The sequence below is a fragment of the Streptomyces ochraceiscleroticus genome, assembly GCF_000720485.1.
GTDB lineage: Bacteria > Actinomycetota > Actinomycetes > Streptomycetales > Streptomycetaceae > Streptomyces > Streptomyces ochraceiscleroticus.
This window is the reverse complement of record NZ_JOAX01000020.1, coordinates 87,884-102,430: the sequence shown is the minus strand read 5'-3', so window position 1 is coordinate 102,430 and position 14,547 is coordinate 87,884. Positions and strand designations below refer to the sequence as shown.

15 protein-coding genes are annotated in these 14,547 nt (G+C 73.3%); 10 read left to right on the top strand and 5 right to left on the bottom strand.

Going from position 1 to position 14,547, the window contains the following annotated elements; all coding sequences use genetic code 11:
- The first annotated feature begins 18 nt into the window (after window positions 1-18).
- Entirely contained in the window at window positions 19-999 is a 981-nt protein-coding gene (locus tag IG84_RS0123680) for an NADP-dependent oxidoreductase (RefSeq protein ID WP_031060805.1), read from the top strand.
- A gap of 3 nt (window positions 1,000-1,002) precedes the next feature.
- Here the strand turns inward: IG84_RS0123680 and IG84_RS0123675 are convergent, their stop codons facing one another.
- A complete protein-coding gene (locus tag IG84_RS0123675) occupies window positions 1,003-2,682 on the bottom strand; it encodes a CocE/NonD family hydrolase (RefSeq protein WP_031060802.1) in 1,680 nt (559 codons plus the stop codon).
- Between the two features lie 77 nt (window positions 2,683-2,759).
- Here IG84_RS0123675 and IG84_RS0123670 point away from each other — a divergent pair, with 77 nt between their 5' ends.
- Window positions 2,760-3,476: a TetR/AcrR family transcriptional regulator gene (locus IG84_RS0123670; protein WP_031060799.1), complete on the top strand. Its 717-nt coding sequence runs from the start codon at window positions 2,760-2,762 to the stop codon at window positions 3,474-3,476.
- 49 nt (window positions 3,477-3,525) lie between these two features.
- Here the strand turns inward: IG84_RS0123670 and IG84_RS0123665 are convergent, their stop codons facing one another.
- Window positions 3,526-4,503: an NAD(P)/FAD-dependent oxidoreductase gene (locus IG84_RS0123665; protein WP_031060796.1), complete on the bottom strand. Its 978-nt coding sequence runs from the start codon at window positions 4,501-4,503 to the stop codon at window positions 3,526-3,528.
- Window positions 4,504-4,592: 89 nt separating this feature from the next.
- Between IG84_RS0123665 and IG84_RS0123660 the strand changes: the two genes are divergently transcribed.
- A complete protein-coding gene (locus tag IG84_RS0123660; RefSeq protein WP_031060793.1) occupies window positions 4,593-5,255 on the top strand; it encodes a hypothetical protein in 663 nt (220 codons plus the stop codon).
- 63 nt (window positions 5,256-5,318) lie between these two features.
- Here the strand turns inward: IG84_RS0123660 and IG84_RS0123655 are convergent, their stop codons facing one another.
- Window positions 5,319-5,552: a chaplin gene (locus tag IG84_RS0123655; RefSeq protein WP_051862304.1), complete on the bottom strand. Its 234-nt coding sequence runs from the start codon at window positions 5,550-5,552 to the stop codon at window positions 5,319-5,321.
- Between the two features lie 344 nt (window positions 5,553-5,896).
- On the opposite strand from IG84_RS0123655, the gene IG84_RS0123650 reads away from it, so the two are divergent.
- The 6 genes from IG84_RS0123650 to IG84_RS0123625 all read left to right on the top strand — a co-directional run bounded on the left by IG84_RS0123650 (window position 5,897) and on the right by IG84_RS0123625 (window position 11,184).
- On the top strand, window positions 5,897-7,018 hold the full coding sequence (locus tag IG84_RS0123650) for an ROK family glucokinase (protein ID WP_031060788.1): 1,122 nt from the start codon (window positions 5,897-5,899) through the stop codon (window positions 7,016-7,018).
- A complete protein-coding gene (locus tag IG84_RS0123645) occupies window positions 7,015-7,659 on the top strand; it encodes a hypothetical protein (protein WP_245659549.1) in 645 nt (214 codons plus the stop codon). Before IG84_RS0123650 ends, IG84_RS0123645 begins: the two co-directional genes overlap by 4 nt.
- Before the next feature lie 253 nt (window positions 7,660-7,912).
- Window positions 7,913-9,202: a bifunctional 3-oxoadipate enol-lactonase/4-carboxymuconolactone decarboxylase PcaDC gene (gene pcaDC / locus IG84_RS0123640; protein WP_031060782.1), complete on the top strand. Its 1,290-nt coding sequence runs from the start codon at window positions 7,913-7,915 to the stop codon at window positions 9,200-9,202.
- 147 nt (window positions 9,203-9,349) lie between these two features.
- Complete coding sequence (locus IG84_RS0123635) at window positions 9,350-9,679, top strand: rodlin (protein WP_051862303.1); 330 nt, start codon at window positions 9,350-9,352, stop codon at window positions 9,677-9,679.
- 44 nt (window positions 9,680-9,723) lie between these two features.
- Entirely contained in the window at window positions 9,724-10,365 is a 642-nt protein-coding gene (locus IG84_RS0123630; RefSeq protein WP_031060776.1) for an MBL fold metallo-hydrolase, read from the top strand.
- A gap of 39 nt (window positions 10,366-10,404) precedes the next feature.
- The gene (locus IG84_RS0123625) at window positions 10,405-11,184 is read left to right on the top strand and encodes an exodeoxyribonuclease III (RefSeq protein ID WP_031060775.1); all 780 of its coding nucleotides are present in this window, start codon (window positions 10,405-10,407) and stop codon (window positions 11,182-11,184) included.
- 45 nt (window positions 11,185-11,229) lie between these two features.
- On the opposite strand, the gene IG84_RS0123620 is transcribed toward IG84_RS0123625, so the two are convergent.
- Entirely contained in the window at window positions 11,230-13,017 is a 1,788-nt protein-coding gene (locus IG84_RS0123620; RefSeq protein ID WP_031060774.1) for an SGNH/GDSL hydrolase family protein, read from the bottom strand.
- Window positions 13,018-13,196: 179 nt separating this feature from the next.
- Here IG84_RS0123620 and IG84_RS0123615 point away from each other — a divergent pair, with 179 nt between their 5' ends.
- Window positions 13,197-13,637: a DUF6278 family protein gene (locus tag IG84_RS0123615; RefSeq protein ID WP_031060773.1), complete on the top strand. Its 441-nt coding sequence runs from the start codon at window positions 13,197-13,199 to the stop codon at window positions 13,635-13,637.
- 46 nt (window positions 13,638-13,683) lie between these two features.
- Here the strand turns inward: IG84_RS0123615 and IG84_RS0123610 are convergent, their stop codons facing one another.
- The gene (locus tag IG84_RS0123610; RefSeq protein WP_031060771.1) at window positions 13,684-14,439 is read right to left on the bottom strand and encodes a GntR family transcriptional regulator; all 756 of its coding nucleotides are present in this window, start codon (window positions 14,437-14,439) and stop codon (window positions 13,684-13,686) included.
- Window positions 14,440-14,547: the final 108 nt, after the last annotated feature.

Genomic DNA, 14,547 nt, shown 5'->3' with positions numbered 1-14,547 from the left:
ACGCACAGGAGGCTCGACATGACCAGCGCCCCGAGCGGCGGGACCACCATGCGCGCGATCACTCAGGACACCCTCGGCGGCCCGGACGTCCTGCGGATGTCCGAGGTGGCGCGGCCGCAGCCGCTGCCGACCGAGGTGCTGGTGCGGGTGCACGCGGCGGGTGTGAACCCGATCGACTGGAAGACCCGGCAGAGCGGCGGCCTCGGCGTCGTCGGCGATCCGCCGTTCACCGTCGGCTGGGACGTCTCCGGCGTGGTCGAGGAGGTCGGCTTCGGCGTGCACACCCTCGCCGTCGGCGACGAGGTGTACGGGATGCCGTGGTTCCCGCGCGAGGCCGGCGCGTACGCCGAGTACGTCACGGCCCCCTCCCGGCAGTTCGCCCGCAAGCCCGCCCTGCTCAACCACGAGCACGCCGCCGCCGTGCCGCTGGCCGCGCTCACCGCCTGGCAGACGCTGGTCGACGCGGCCCAGGTGACCGCCGGGCAGCGGGTGCTGATCCACGCGGCGGCCGGCGGCGTCGGCCACTTCGCCGTGCAGCTCGCCAAGCACCTCGGCGCCCACGTCATCGGCACCGCCAGCGCCGCCAAGCACGACTGGCTCCGCCGCCTGGGCGCCGACGAGCTGGTCGACTACACCGCCGTACGCTTCGAGGACGAGATCCGGGACGTGGACGTCGTCATCGACCTGGTCGGCGACGAGAAGGACGACACCAGCACCCGTTCGCTGGGCACGCTCCGCTCCGGCGGCCTGCTGATCGCCGTGCCCTCCGGCGTCGCCCCCGAGCTGGCGGACACCGCCCGCCAGCTCGGGTTGCAGGCGTGCGGCTTCCTCGTGGAGCCGGACGGCACGGCCCTCACGAAGATCGCCGAGCTGATCGACAAGGGCGTGGTCAAGGTCGAGGTGGAGGACGTCCTTCCGCTGGAACACGCCGCCGAGGCCCACCGCCGCGGCGAACAGGCCCGCACCAGCGGCAAGCTCGTCCTGAAGGTACGGGACTGACGCTCACTCCCGGGCCCCGGTGGGAAGGGACAGCACCGACCCCGCGTGCAGCGTGATCCGTGCCGGTACGAGGGCGGCGGCGTCGGCCGGCGGCTCCCCGGTGCCGGGGTTGCGGGCGTAGCGGGGGTGCGCGCCGCCGCTGAGCTGGAGGCGGATGCGGTGGCCGGCGGCGAAGCGGTACGCGGTGGAGCTCATCGGTACGGTGATCTCCGAGGGGCCCGGCCCGGCGGCCGGCAGCCGGAGCAGCCCGTCGCAGACATTGGTGGAACGGTTCTCTGCGTCCACGTCGCACAGCCGGGCGAAGACGTCCGCGTAGCCGGTATCCGTGGAGATCCGCAGCCGCGCGGCGACCGGGCCGAGCACGTCGACGGGCTCGGTCAGCGGCGGGCCGGTGAAGGTCAGGACGTCCTCCCGCGCCTCCAGGGCACCGTTGTCGCGGGGGCCGGCTCCGGGGGAGAGCAGCGGGCCGCCCACGGAAGGGGTGGGATCGGCCGGGTCGTAGCGGACGGACGCCAGCGGCGCGGAGTCCGCCGGGGGCTGCCGGGTGAGGGCCCCGTGCGCGGCGGGGAACCAGGCGGTCGTGGCGGGGGCCAGCGGCCAGTCGTCGAGGTCCTGCCAGGCGCCTTCGCCGCCGACATGCACGCGTACGGGGGTGGGGCGCAGGCCGGCGGGGTCGCCGCACAGGTGCGCGCGCAGCCAGCCGAGGTTCTCGGCGAAGACCTCGGGCCAGCCCTGCTGCATCGCGGAGGTGTGCGTCCAGGGGCCGACGAGCAAGGTGGTCGCGCAGCCCGCCCGGCGCAGCCGGTGGTACTGCGCGAAGGTCTGGTCGGCCAGCGCGTCGTGCCACCCGGCGATCAGCGCGGTGGGCACGCCCGGCTGTTCAGCGGCCGCCGCCACGGAGGTGCCGTGCCAGTGCGGGTCGTCGGCGTCCGGGTGCGTCATCGCGCCGTCCAGCCAGGGCACGTCCCCGAGCGCCGGTACGTACGCCTTGCGCAGCGGCAGCGCGGTGGTGATCTCGCGCAGCCGGCGCTTCAGGCGCAGCATCGCGCGGACGAGGGGCACGGTCCCCTGGTGCTGGTACGTCATGCCCGCGCCGACGGCGAGGGCGTTCTCCAGGTGGAAGGCGCCGCCCGCGTGGAAGAAGGCGTGCGGGTCGTGCAGCCCGGCCTGTATCACCATCGCCTTGAGCTCCGGTGGCGGATCGAGCGCGAGCGCCCACTGCACGTACCCCAGGTAGCTGGGGCCGACCGTGCCGAGCGTCCCGGTGAACCAGGGCTGCTGCCGAAGCCAGGCCACCGTGGCCCGGCCGTCGGCGGCTTCCTGGCGCCACGGGTCGAACCGGCCGCCCGAGCCGCCCGTACCGCGGCAGCTCTGCAGGACCACGTGGAAGCCCTGTTCGGCGAAGAGCATGCCGTACAGGGGTGACCAGGGCAGGCCCCGTCCGTAGGGCGAGCGCACGAGGAGGGTGGGGAAGTCGCCCGCCGCGCGGGGGAAGTAGTGGTCCGTCAGCAAGGGGCTGCCGTCCGCCGCCGGCACCGCGAGCCCCGGTTCCCAGCCGGCTTCGTACCGCTTGGCCGGGAGGCCGCGCCAGGTCGCCCGCAGCATCCGGGAGGACAGCGGCGGCTTCCCCGAAGGCGCGGTCCAGCCGGATCCGGCCATGGTGTCGTGCGTCTGCGGTGTCATCCGCTCTCCCCCTCGTTCCCCTGCATTATTTCCGTACACTGTACGAGAATGGTCCGAGGGAAGGAAAGGTGAGGAACGTGGTCCATCGTGAGGGAGCCGGCGCCGCGGGCGTCGACCCCCAGCAGCTCTGGCTGGGCGCCGCCCGGACCGGCCGAGGCCGCAAGCCCGCTTTCAGCCGGGAGGCGATCACCGCGGCGGCCGTCGCCCTCGCGGATGCCGAGGGGCTGGACGCGGTCACCATGCGGCGCGTCGCCGCCGAGGTCGGCGCCGGCGTGATGTCGCTCTACAGCTATGCGCCCGACAAGGAGACGCTGCTGGAGCTGATGGTCGACCACGTCAGCGGCGAACTCCCGACGGACGGGCCCCTCACCGGCGACTGGCGCGCCGACCTGAAGGCCATCGGCCACCTCCAGCGCGCCCTGATGCTCCGTCACCCCTGGCTGCCCACCGCGCTGACCGCCCGCCGCACGCTCGGCCCGCACGCGCTGGCCTTCCTGGAACGCGCCCTCGCGGCCCTGCGGCCCACCCGGCTGGACGGCGCCGCGAAGCTGGAGGTCTTCAGCCAGCTCACCGGCTTCGTCGCCGGGCACGTCGGGTACGAGATCGCGCAGTCAGCGGCCGCGGAAGCACCCGGCCGGGCCGCGGCCGAGGCCCGCTACCTCGCCGCCGTCGCCGCCGACGGCCACCATCCGGAGCTCGCCGCGGCCCTCGCCGCGCCCGGCCGCCCCCTCACCCCCGAAGCCACCTTCACCCGGTTCCTCGACCGGCTGATCGACGGCCTCGACACCGGCTGACCGCGCCCGCCTCCGAGGTACGCGCGATGCCGCCGTCGAGGTACGCGCCTCAGCCGGAGCCGCGGCGGTTCGCGACCGCCAGCCGGGTGTCCTCGTCGACCAGGTCCGAGTTGATGGCCTGGGCGGCCTGCACTCCGGCCGCCGCGGCGCCGATGACCTGGTCGGAGAGGGAGGTGATGTTTCCGGCCACCCATACTCCCGGCACGTCCGTGGCGCCGGATCCGGCCGCCGGTACGGAGCTGCCCACCGCCTCCCCGGCCGACCGCTCCACCTCGGCGGACAGCCCGAGGGACGCGCAGAGCCCGGCGCGCGCGGTGAACCGCGGCTCCACGACCAGGGCCTGACAGGGCACCCGCCGGCCGTCCGCCAGCCGCACGCCGGCCAGCGCGCCGTCCGCCACCTCCAGACCCGCCACCCGCCCCGGCACGATGGCAATGCCGCGGGCGGCCAGCCGTTCGTGCTCCTCGGAGCCGGGCTCCGGCGAGGCGTGCAGCAGCAGGGTCACGTCCGTGCTCCACTGCCGCCACATCAGGGCCTGCCGGCAGGCGAGCGGCCCCGTGGCCAGCACCGCGATCGCCCGGTCACGGGCCTCCCAGCCATGGCAGTACGGGCAGTGCAGCACGTCCCGCCCCCACCGCTCCGCCATCCCCGGCACCTCGGGCAGCTCGTCGACCAGGCCGGTCGTCACCAGCAGCCGGCGGCCCGCGACCGGCGGGCCCGCTGCCAGGAGGACGCGGAAGCCGCTGCCCTCCTGCGGCTCGGCCGCCACCGCCTCGTCCGATACGAACTCGCCGCCGTATCCGGCCACCTCGGCCCGGCCGGCCGCGAGCAGTTCCCCGGGCGGCATGCCGTCGCGGGTCAGGAAGTTGTGGGTGCGGTCCGCCATGACGTTGCGCGGCCGGCCGTCGTCGATGACCAGCACCGAACGGCGCGCCCGTACCAGGGCCAGCGCCCCGCTCAGCCCGGCGGCACCACCGCCGACGACCACGACGTCGTACCGCCGTTCCTCCTGTGCGTGCGCCACCATGGTCCGACTCTCCTCCCGAGCCGCCTCGCGTACCGGACGGCCGGTAAATCGGGTGCTCCGGCCGGGTGACCGTTGCTACCTTCCGCGCCATGTCTTCCCCTCAGAGAACACCCGGCGGGTCCGTCACCGCAGCAGATGTCGAGGAAGCCGTGCGGCTGGCGGTCACCGTCCTGCGCGGCGCGGAAGGGGCGGACTGGAGCGTGCGGGCCGGCTCCCTGGAGTGGGACTGCTGGGAGACCGCCGAGCACCTCGCCGACGACCTCTTCTCCTACGCCGCCCAGCTCGGCCCGGCCCGTCCGCCGGCGGACGGGCACATACCGTTCGCGTGGACACGGCAGCGGCCGGACGGCCCGGCGAATGTCGTCTTCGCCGACCGTGAGGCGGGCCCCGCTGGACTGCTGCAGGTACTGGAGGCGTGCGGCGGGCTGCTGGCGGCCGTCGTCCGCACGACGCCGCCGGACAGGCGCGCGTTCCACGTCTTCGGTGTGTCCGACGCCGCGGGCTTCGCGGCCATGGGCGTCGTCGAGACCCTGGTGCACGTGCACGACATCGCGGAGGGCCTCGGTCTGTCCTTCACGCCGCCCGCCGGACTGTGCGACCGGACGCTGGCCCGGCTCTTCCCCGACGCCCCGGCCGCGCCCGACCGCTGGTCCGTACTCCTGTGGTGCACGGGCCGCACGGCACTCCCCGGCCACCCGCGTCGCACGTCCTGGCGCTGGGACGGCACGCTCCGGGAGCCCGCCGGGCTCTGACCGGCTGTCAACAGAGGGGTGCCGGCCCCCCGAAGGAGGCCGGCACCGGTGTGGACCCTGACGTTACTTGTTGGCGCACTGCCCGTGTGCGGGGTTCAGCAGCCCGATCACGTCGACGGTGAGACCGCAGGCGTTCACCGGCACGTGGAGCGGTACCTGGATGGTGTTGCCGGACACCACGCCCGGCGAGTGGCTGCTGCTGCCCTGGGCGCCCGAGTCGGCAACGGCGGCGCCGGCGCTGCCGACAAGAGCGGCGGTGGCCAGAATGGCCGCGGCTGCGGCGGTACGGATGCGCATAGCGTTCTCCTCACAGAGGGCGGAACATCAACGGTTCCCATCACAACCCAGAGCGCTCCGCGGGGCCCGTCGGGTTCGGCCGTCAGGGGCATACGGTCCGGAAAAACGCTTGTGACCAGGGGCTTCTGAGCCGGCCGGTGCGCCCGGTCTCGTCAACGCTGCCCGAGCGCGGCGGAAAAGGTTCCCGAGTTCGCCGTACTTTGAGAAAGGCCACAGGTCAGAGGGTTGCGGTGCGCCGCGGGGCGGCTTTGATGCACAATCGCACGGCGGGTGGGCTGTGCCCGCCCCGACGCAAGCCGAGGCCATGGCCTCCCAAGACCGCACAGGGACGAGACGAGCCGAGCATGAGTACGTACCGGGACAGGGTGCACCGTGGATCGGCGCGGGCCACCGTGTTGCGCACGGTCGGCACCCGCGAGCGGCGCTCGCACCTCAGCGCGCCCCGCGTGCCCACCGTCGGCATCGACATCGGCGGCACGAAGGTCATGGCGGGCGTCGTGGACGCCGACGGGACCATCCTGGAGAAGGTCCGCACCGAGACGCCGGACAAGTCCAAGAGCCCCAAGGTCGTCGAGGACACCATCACCGAGCTGGTGCTGGACCTCTCCGACCGGCACGACGTGCACGCCGTCGGCATCGGCGCGGCCGGCTGGGTCGACGCCGACCGCAGCCGCGTCCTCTTCGCCCCCCATCTGAACTGGCGGAACGAGCCGCTGCGCGACCGCCTCGCGGGCCGCCTCGCGGTCCCCGTGATGGTCGACAACGACGCCAACACGGCCGCCTGGGCCGAGTGGCGCTTCGGCGCCGGGCGCAACGAGGACCACCTCGTGATGATCACGCTCGGTACGGGGATCGGCGGCGCGATCCTGGAGGACGGCCAGGTCAAGCGCGGCAAGTACGGCGTGGCCGGTGAGTTCGGCCACATGCAGGTCGTGCCCGGCGGGCACCGCTGCCCGTGCGGCAACCGCGGCTGCTGGGAGCAGTACAGCTCCGGCAACGCGCTGGTGCGCGAGGCGCGGGAGCTGGCGGCCGCCGACTCCCCGGTCGCGTACAACATCATCGAGCGGGTCAGCGGCATCATCCCGGACATCACCGGGCCCCTGATCACCGAGCTGGCCCGCGAGGGCGACGCGATGTGCGTCGAGCTCTTCGCGGAGATCGGCCAGTGGCTGGGCGTGGGCATCGCCAACCTCGCCGCGGCCCTGGACCCCTCGTGCTTCGTCATCGGCGGTGGCGTCAGCGCCGCCGACGATCTGCTCATCGGCCCGGCCCGGGACGCCTTCCGGCGCACCCTCACCGGGCGCGGCTACCGCCCCGAGGCCCGTATCGCGCGCGCCCAGCTCGGTCCCGAGGCCGGCATGGTCGGCGCCGCCGACCTCGCCCGGCTGGTGGCCCGCCGTTTCCGCCGCGCCAACCGCCGCCGCGTCGAGCGCTACGAGCGCTATGAGCGGACCGGCCGCCGATGACCGACCTGGAACAGGCACCTGTGACCGACCACCCCGAGCGCCACGACCGCTCCGAGCGTCTTGAGCGGGACGCGTACGACGACGTTCCCGCGGCGGGCGACGGCGCGGCGCACGCGCCCCCGTCCCCGCCGAGCCGACGGCGCCGCTGGCTCACCGCCGTCGTCGTCTTCCTGCTGATCGCCATCCCGGCCGGCTACCTCGCGCTCTCCGCCGCGCAGAGCCGCGACAGCGGCCAGGAGAAGGAGGAGCGGGCCAAGATGGCGGGGCTCACCTGGCAGTGGCCCTCCAAGGTGCAGCGGCGGATCTACGACGTGCCGATCCCGGCGTACTCGTATCCGGTCGCCTACTTCGAGACCAACTCCTTCAGGACCAGCTCGCTGTACGTGACGTTCCGCACGTCCCAGGACGGCCTGGACACGTTCCTGGCGCACTACGGGCACACCCGCGAGGACCTGCGCGAGGACGTCGCCACGATCTCGCCGAAGCAGGCGGCGCGGGTCAAGTGGGACTTCACCGTCGGGGACGGCTACGCGGGCCTGGTCAACAAGGACAAGGCGCCGCGGCCCTCGCAGCGGATCACGGTCGACTTCGCCGAGGACGGCCACCCCGTGGTGTACATCGTCTCCACGACGCGGTTCTGACACGGCTCCGGCGCGGTCCTGACGCAGTTCTGACGCGGTGCGCGGCCCGTAGCCGGTCCGTTCCTGGCACGGACGACCGGGTTCCGGTGGCGAAACTCTGATGAAGAATGCCGTCCCGATCACATGCGGGCGATCCCGGCCAGCCGGTTATGAGCCGATTCCACCGTCATGACCAACTCTTTCCGGCCTGAGCGGCGTCCGATTGCTGACCCGGGTGTCAGGAGTGGGCGGTTTGATTGGGTAGCGTGGCCGGGTGAGCGAGAAGACCCTGCAGCACCGGATCGACGGCCCCGACGACGCGCCCGTACTTGTCCTCGGCGCCTCGCTGGGCACCACCTGGCACATGTGGGACCGGCAGATACCCGAACTGACCCGTCAGTGGCGCGTCGTCCGCTTCGACCTCCCGGGCCACGGCGGATCCCCCGCTTACCCCGCCGCCTCGGTCGCCGAGCTCGCCGAGCGGGTGATCGCCACCCTCGACGGCCTCGGCATCGACCGCTTCGGCTACGCCGGCTGCGCCATGGGCGCCGCCATCGGAGCCCAGCTCGCGCTCGCCCACCCCCAGCGCCTCACCTCGCTCGCGCTGGTCTCGGCCTCACCCCGGTTCGGTACCGCCGACGCCTGGCGGCAGCGCGGCGTGGTCATCCGTACGAACGGCCTCGACCCGATCGCCCGCACCGCGCCTGAGCGGTGGTTCACGCCCGGCTTCGCCGCCGCCCAGCCCGCCATCGTCGAGTGGGCCGTGCAGATGGTGCGCACCACCGACCCCGGCTGCTACATCGCCGCCTGCGAGGCGCTGGCCGCCTTCGACATCCGCAACGAGCTCGGCAGGATCTCCGCGCCCACCCTCGTGGTCGTCGGCTCCGAGGACCTGATCACCCCGACCGCCGACGCGCGCACCCTGGTCGCCGGCATACAGGACGCGGGTCTCGCCCTGGTGCCCGGCACCTCGCACCTCGCCCCGGTCGAGCAGCCGGCCGCCGTCACCGAGCTGCTCATCCGGCACTTCTCCACCGCCTGGCAGGACAAGCCGGCGGGGCAGGCCGCGCTCGGCGCCACCCCGCCCAAGCCCGTCCTCACCCCGAAGCCGGCGCAGCAGGCGCAGCCCCAGCCGCCGGTCGTCGCCATCGAGCCGGCCGCCGAGCAGCCGGAGATGGTCGGCACCGACTCCTACGAGGCGGGCATGAAGGTCCGCCGCGAGGTGCTGGGCGACGCGCACGTGGACCGCGCCGCGGCCGCCGCCGACGAGTTCACCGGCGACTTCCAGGACTTCCTGACCCGCAACGTCTGGGGCGAGGTGTGGACCCGCTCGGGCCTGGACCGCCGCACCCGCAGCGTCATCACGCTCACCGCGCTGATCACCAGCGGCCACCTCGACGACCTGGCCGTCCACGTCCGCGCCGCGCTCCGCAACGGCCTCACCCCCGCGGAGATCAAGGAAACGCTGATCCACACCGCGGTCTACGGCGGCGTCCCGGCCGCCGGCGCGGCCTTCACCATCGCCCAGCGCGTCATCCGCGAGGAGACCACGCCGGAGGACTGAACTGCCTGGCGGACAAGGTGATGTAAGGCTTGTCCTGGGCACGCCGACGATCAGGTGAATGGGCGCGCACGCACCGCGCCGCACGATGTACTCCTGGCTTTGGCACAGCGTCATCCTGTGGAGAGAGCCATGTATATCCGTAGCACCATGACCGCCTGCAGTCTCGCCGCCGCGGCGATCGCCGGCGGAGCCGGCAGCGCCGTCGCGATCGGCGACGACGGCCCGACGAGCCTCAGCGGCAACGGCGCGGCGTCCGCGTTCGGCAACTCGACGACCCACGGCAATCTGAGCGCAGAGTTCGGGGCGGTCCAGGGCACGCTGAACGAGCTGTGTCTCGGCGTGCCGGCGAAGGCCAATGTCGGTTCGCTGGTGGGCATCCTGGTGCCGATCACGGTGCAGGACGTCAACGTCCTCGCCTCCCCGCAGAACCAGCAGTGCGCCCGCAACACCACCCAGTCCTCCGGCACCGATCAGTAGCTCCGGTCGAGCAGGGGGATCGCCCCGCGCGGCAGGATGGGCTCATGGAACTCGAACTCACCAAGAAGACGCACTCCTGCGTCCGGCTGGCCAAGGACGGGCGGACGCTGGTCATCGATCCCGGTGGCTTCAGCGAGCAGGACGCGGCCGTGGGTGCGGACGCGATCCTGATCACCCACGAGCACCCCGACCACTTCGCCGAGGACCGGCTGCGGGCGGCCATGGAGGCCAACCCGGCCGCCGAGATCTGGACGCTCGCCTCGGTCGCCGAGCAGATCTCGGCGGCGTTCCCGGGCCGGGTGCACACCGTCGGCGAGGGCGACGCCTTCACGGCGGCCGGCTTCGAGGTGGAGGTGCACGGGCAGCTCCACGCGGTGATCCACCCCGACATCCCGCGGATCACCAACGTCGGTTACTTCGTCGACGGCTCGGTCTTCCACCCCGGCGACGCGCTGACCGTCCCCGGCCGCCCGGTCGACACCCTCCTGCTGCCCGTGCACGCCCCCTGGAACAAGGTGGCGGAGGTCATCGACTACGTACGCGAGGTCAAGCCGCGGCACGCCATCGACATCCACGACAGCCTCCTCCAGGAGCACGCCCGGCCGATCTACGACCGCATGATCGGCCAGCTCGGCGGCACCGATCACGGCCGCCTCGCGCCTGGTCAGGCGGCCGCGCTCGGCTGAGGAGGGCGACTGTCACAGGCGGGCGGTAGGTTGGCACTCATGCGCATCGCGACCTGGAACGTCAATTCGATCACCGCCCGCCTGCCCCGGCTGCTGGCCTGGCTGGAGACCACCGGCACGGACGTGCTGTGCATCCAGGAGGCCAAGTGCTCCAAGGAGCAGTTCCCCTTCGACGAGCTGCGCGAGCTCGGTTACGAGGCCGCGGTGAATGCCACGGGCCGGTGGAACGGCGTGGCCGTGCTGTCCAAGGTGGGCCTGGCGGACGTGGTCGAGGGCCTGCCCGGCGACCCGACGTACGACGGCGTGGCCGAGCCGCGCGCCGTCTCGGCGACCTGCGGCCCGGTCCGCGTCTGGTCGGTCTACGTCCCGAACGGCCGCGAGGTCGAGCACCCGCACTACGCCTACAAGCTCCAGTGGTTCGAGGCGCTGAAGGCCGCGGTCGCGGGCGACGCGGCGGGCGACCGCCCGTTCGCAGTCCTCGGTGACTACAACGTCGCGCCGACGGACGACGACGTCTACGACACCGCCGCCTTCGAGGGCGCCACGCATGTCACCCCGGCCGAGCGGGCCGCCCTCGCGGACCTGCGCGGCGCGGGCCTGACGGACGTCGTGCCGCGCCCCCTGAAGTACGACCACCCCTTCACGTACTGGGACTACCGCCAGCTCTGCTTCCCGAAGAACCGCGGGATGCGCATCGACCTGGTCTACGGCAACGAGCCGTTCGCCAAGGCGGTCTCCGACGCCTACGTCGACCGCGAGCAGCGCAAGGGCAAGGGCGCCTCGGACCACGCGCCGGTGGTCGTCGACCTGGACGTGTGACGCGCCGCGCCGGCCGGGGCACGCAGCCCCGGCCGGTCCCGCGCCTCACGGCACGAGCTTGCGCAGCTCCACCGACTCCGCGAGCGCCTTCAGCCCCTCGTCGCCGGGGTGCAGATGGTCGCCGCTGTCGTACGCCGGCAGCATCCGCTGCGGCCGCTCCGGGTCGCGGATCACCGCGTCGAAGTCCAGTACGGCATCCACAGCGCCGCCGCTGTCCCGGATGAAGGCGTTGACGGCCTGCCGCCGCTGGTCGACCTCCGGGTAGCAGTCGGGGTAGCCCTCGCAGGGTGCGACCGTCGCGGCCACCACCCGCAGGCCCCGCTCGTGCGCCCGCCGCGCGATGGCCCGCAGCCCGGTGATCACCTCGGCCGCCGAGGTGCCGGAGCGCACGTCGTTGATGCCCTCGAAGACCACGACCGTACGGGCCGACGTCTGCGCCAGCACGTCCCGTTCCAGCCGGTGCTGGGCGCTGACCCCGCCGGTGTCGGTGCTGATCCCGTCGCCCTTGTAGCGGTCGGTGACGATGCGGTTCGCCGAGATCCCGTGGTTGATCACGCCGTACCTGGGCAGTGCGGTCTGGTTCTGGAAGCGCCGCGCCAGGGTGTCCGGCCAGCGCCGGTTGGCGCCCTCCGTCGACTTCACCCCGTCGGTGATCGAGTCGCCCAGCGCCACGATCGAGCCCGGACCGCCGGTGACATCGACGCCCGAGAGGAACGGCCAGGTCGTGAGAGTGCCGGTGTAGGCGGCGCCGCCCGCGTCGCCCGTCCGGTCACCGCTGCCGGGCGCGCTCACGTACGACCGCTGTATGGCCTCCTTGTGCACGGGTGCCGCGCCCACCGGGCCCGCGAGGTGAAAGCTCACCAGCAGATTGGTATCGGCGGGTACGGCGAAGTCCACCGGGTCGCTGAACGCCTGCGCGCCGGCGGGGATACGGGTGCCGCGCTGCCCGCCGAAGGTGAGCGGCACGGGCTTGCGCGCCGCCTGCGCGCCGCTGCCCTGGACGGCCACGCTCGCCGCGCCGATGTCCACGGGCGTGGCCGCGAAGGTGTTCTCCAGCCGGACCCGGGCCTGCTTACCGCCCGCCCCGGCGTGCACCACCAGCCGCAGCGTCTGGTCCCGCCACGGCCCGACCTTGGTGTACCCGGCGCTGCTGGCCGCCCAGCTCCCGGTCCAGCCGGGCGTGGCCCGGCGCAGCGCCGCGGCGAAGACATGCAGGTCGCGGTCGGGGCCCGGGTCCTTGGGGAGGGTGACCGAGCGGACCTGGCGGCCGGGGCGCACCGGCACCGTCACCGCGTACAGGCGTACCGTTTCCGCACGCTGTCCGGCCGCAGAGTTCAGATGCGGCAGGGCCACCGCCTTGGTGCTGAGGGGGCCGGTCCGCCAGTCCGGCGCGGTCAGCTCGTACGTGCTGCGCGAGCCGTCCTGGTACTCGACCGTGCCGGTGCCGGTGGCGTCCCCGCCGGTCCCGGCGACCAGGAAGGACAGCGCGGTGCCGGCGCCGCTCAGCCGGACGGCCTGGCCGTTCGCCCGTACGTTGTCGGGCGTGCCGGGCGCGGTGCGCGGCCAGGTCAGCCGGGTCGCGTCCAGGGCCAGCGTCCGGCCGGGCGTCCAGCCGGCCGCGGCGAGGTCCTGCGCCGACAGGGAGCTGCCGGCGCCGTCGAAGTCCGCGGCGCCGGATCTGGCGTCGTCGCTCACGGCCTTGTTGTCGAAGAGTCTCGCCAACGGCTGCGGATCTGCCGCGCGTTGCTGGTCGGCGGTGGCCGGGACGGCGGTCCCCGCGACCGTGAGGGCGAGAGCGAGCGGAACGGTTGTGCCCCATTGTCGTACGCGCATCAGACGGCTCCTTCGGTGGCGGGTGCGCCACGGGGTGAGCATGATCCGGTCCATCAGACACAAGCGCCATGAACGTAAGGAGACGGCAGGGGGGCGTCAAGGGAGCCGTGGCGACCGGATGACTCGGGGCGCCGCGCGCCTGTGGCCGCCGCCCGGGCGGGAGTGGGACGCTGCACCCCATGAACATGTCTTTCCTGGACAAGTGGCGCAAGCATCCGCAAGCGGGCCGTTCCGCCGCGGCGCCGGCACCGGGGGACGAGGACGCGGAGGGTATCGCCGATCTGCTGTCGGAGTGCGAGCTGCTGCGCGGTCAGGCCGCGGGAGCGGGGGTGGAACTGGACGATTCGGTGGGCTCGTTGGAGGAGCTGGACCAGCTCCTGCCCGCCTGGCGGTCGGACCCGGAGATCGGGCCGTGGCTGGGCAACGACGTGGGCCTCTACCTCGGTACGGTCCTGGTGCGCACGGTCCCCGGGGCCCGCTGGAAGATCTGGCCCGGCGGTGAGCCGGTCGTCCGGCTGGCTTCGGGCCGCGAGATCGATGTGGTGACGGCCGGTCACGAGTGGGTGGACAGCGGGGCGCCCGAGCTCTCCCAGCTCTACGCCGAGGTCGCGGAGAGCTGAGCGCCTGCGCCGCATCCCCGGCCGGGCGCCTGCCTCACACGAACCCTCACACGAACGCGATGTCGTAAGCGAGCTGCCAGCGGTCGGCCCGTACGACGATGTCCGAGGTCTCCACCGCCCGTCCGTCCGCGTCGAAGTGCGTGCGCTCCACGACCGTGACGCAGCTCCCCGGCGGGCAGCCCAGCGCTTCCGCCTCGGCGCTGGCGGCGGGCCGGGAGCCCACCCGCTCCTCGGCACGCACCACGCGGACCCCGATCGCCGCCATCCGTCCGCGCACGCCGCGGCGCGCGTAGGGCCCGTGCTCCGGGAAGATCACGTCCGTGCCCTCCGTGATCGCCAGCGGTTCCCAGCTCGTCGCGAGCTGCACGGGCCGGCGGTCGGCGAGGTACTCGTACTGCGTGCAGACCACGCTGTCGCCGGGCGCGATGTGCAGCCGCCGGGCCACCGGCTCCGTCGCCGCCTCGGTCGTGGACGTCGCCTCCCACGTCAACGGCGTGCCCTCCGGGCAATTCACATGGGTGATACTCGCGGCGAAGGGCGAGTCGACGGCACCCGTGGAGCGCAGCAGTATGCCCAGCGGCGCCCGGTCCGCGACGAACACCCCGCGCCCGAACTGCCCTTCCGCATACCCCGCCGCCTTCAGCATGCGCACGGCGCGGTCCACGGTCTGGTCGCTGGCTTCGTACGCCCGCTTCAGCTCGGCGCGGGAGGGGATGCGCGCGCCGACGGCGAGGACGCCCTCGTCGATCTGCCGCCGCAGGTCGTCGGCGATGCGCTGGAAAACAGGCCGGTGCTCCACCATGCGCACAGACTCACACATTCCCCTAGGGGGCCGTAGCGGTGTCATCCGGCAACGTCATGATGTGTGTACGGCGTCGGTGACGGTGTCGTATATGAGTGCGCGGACCGA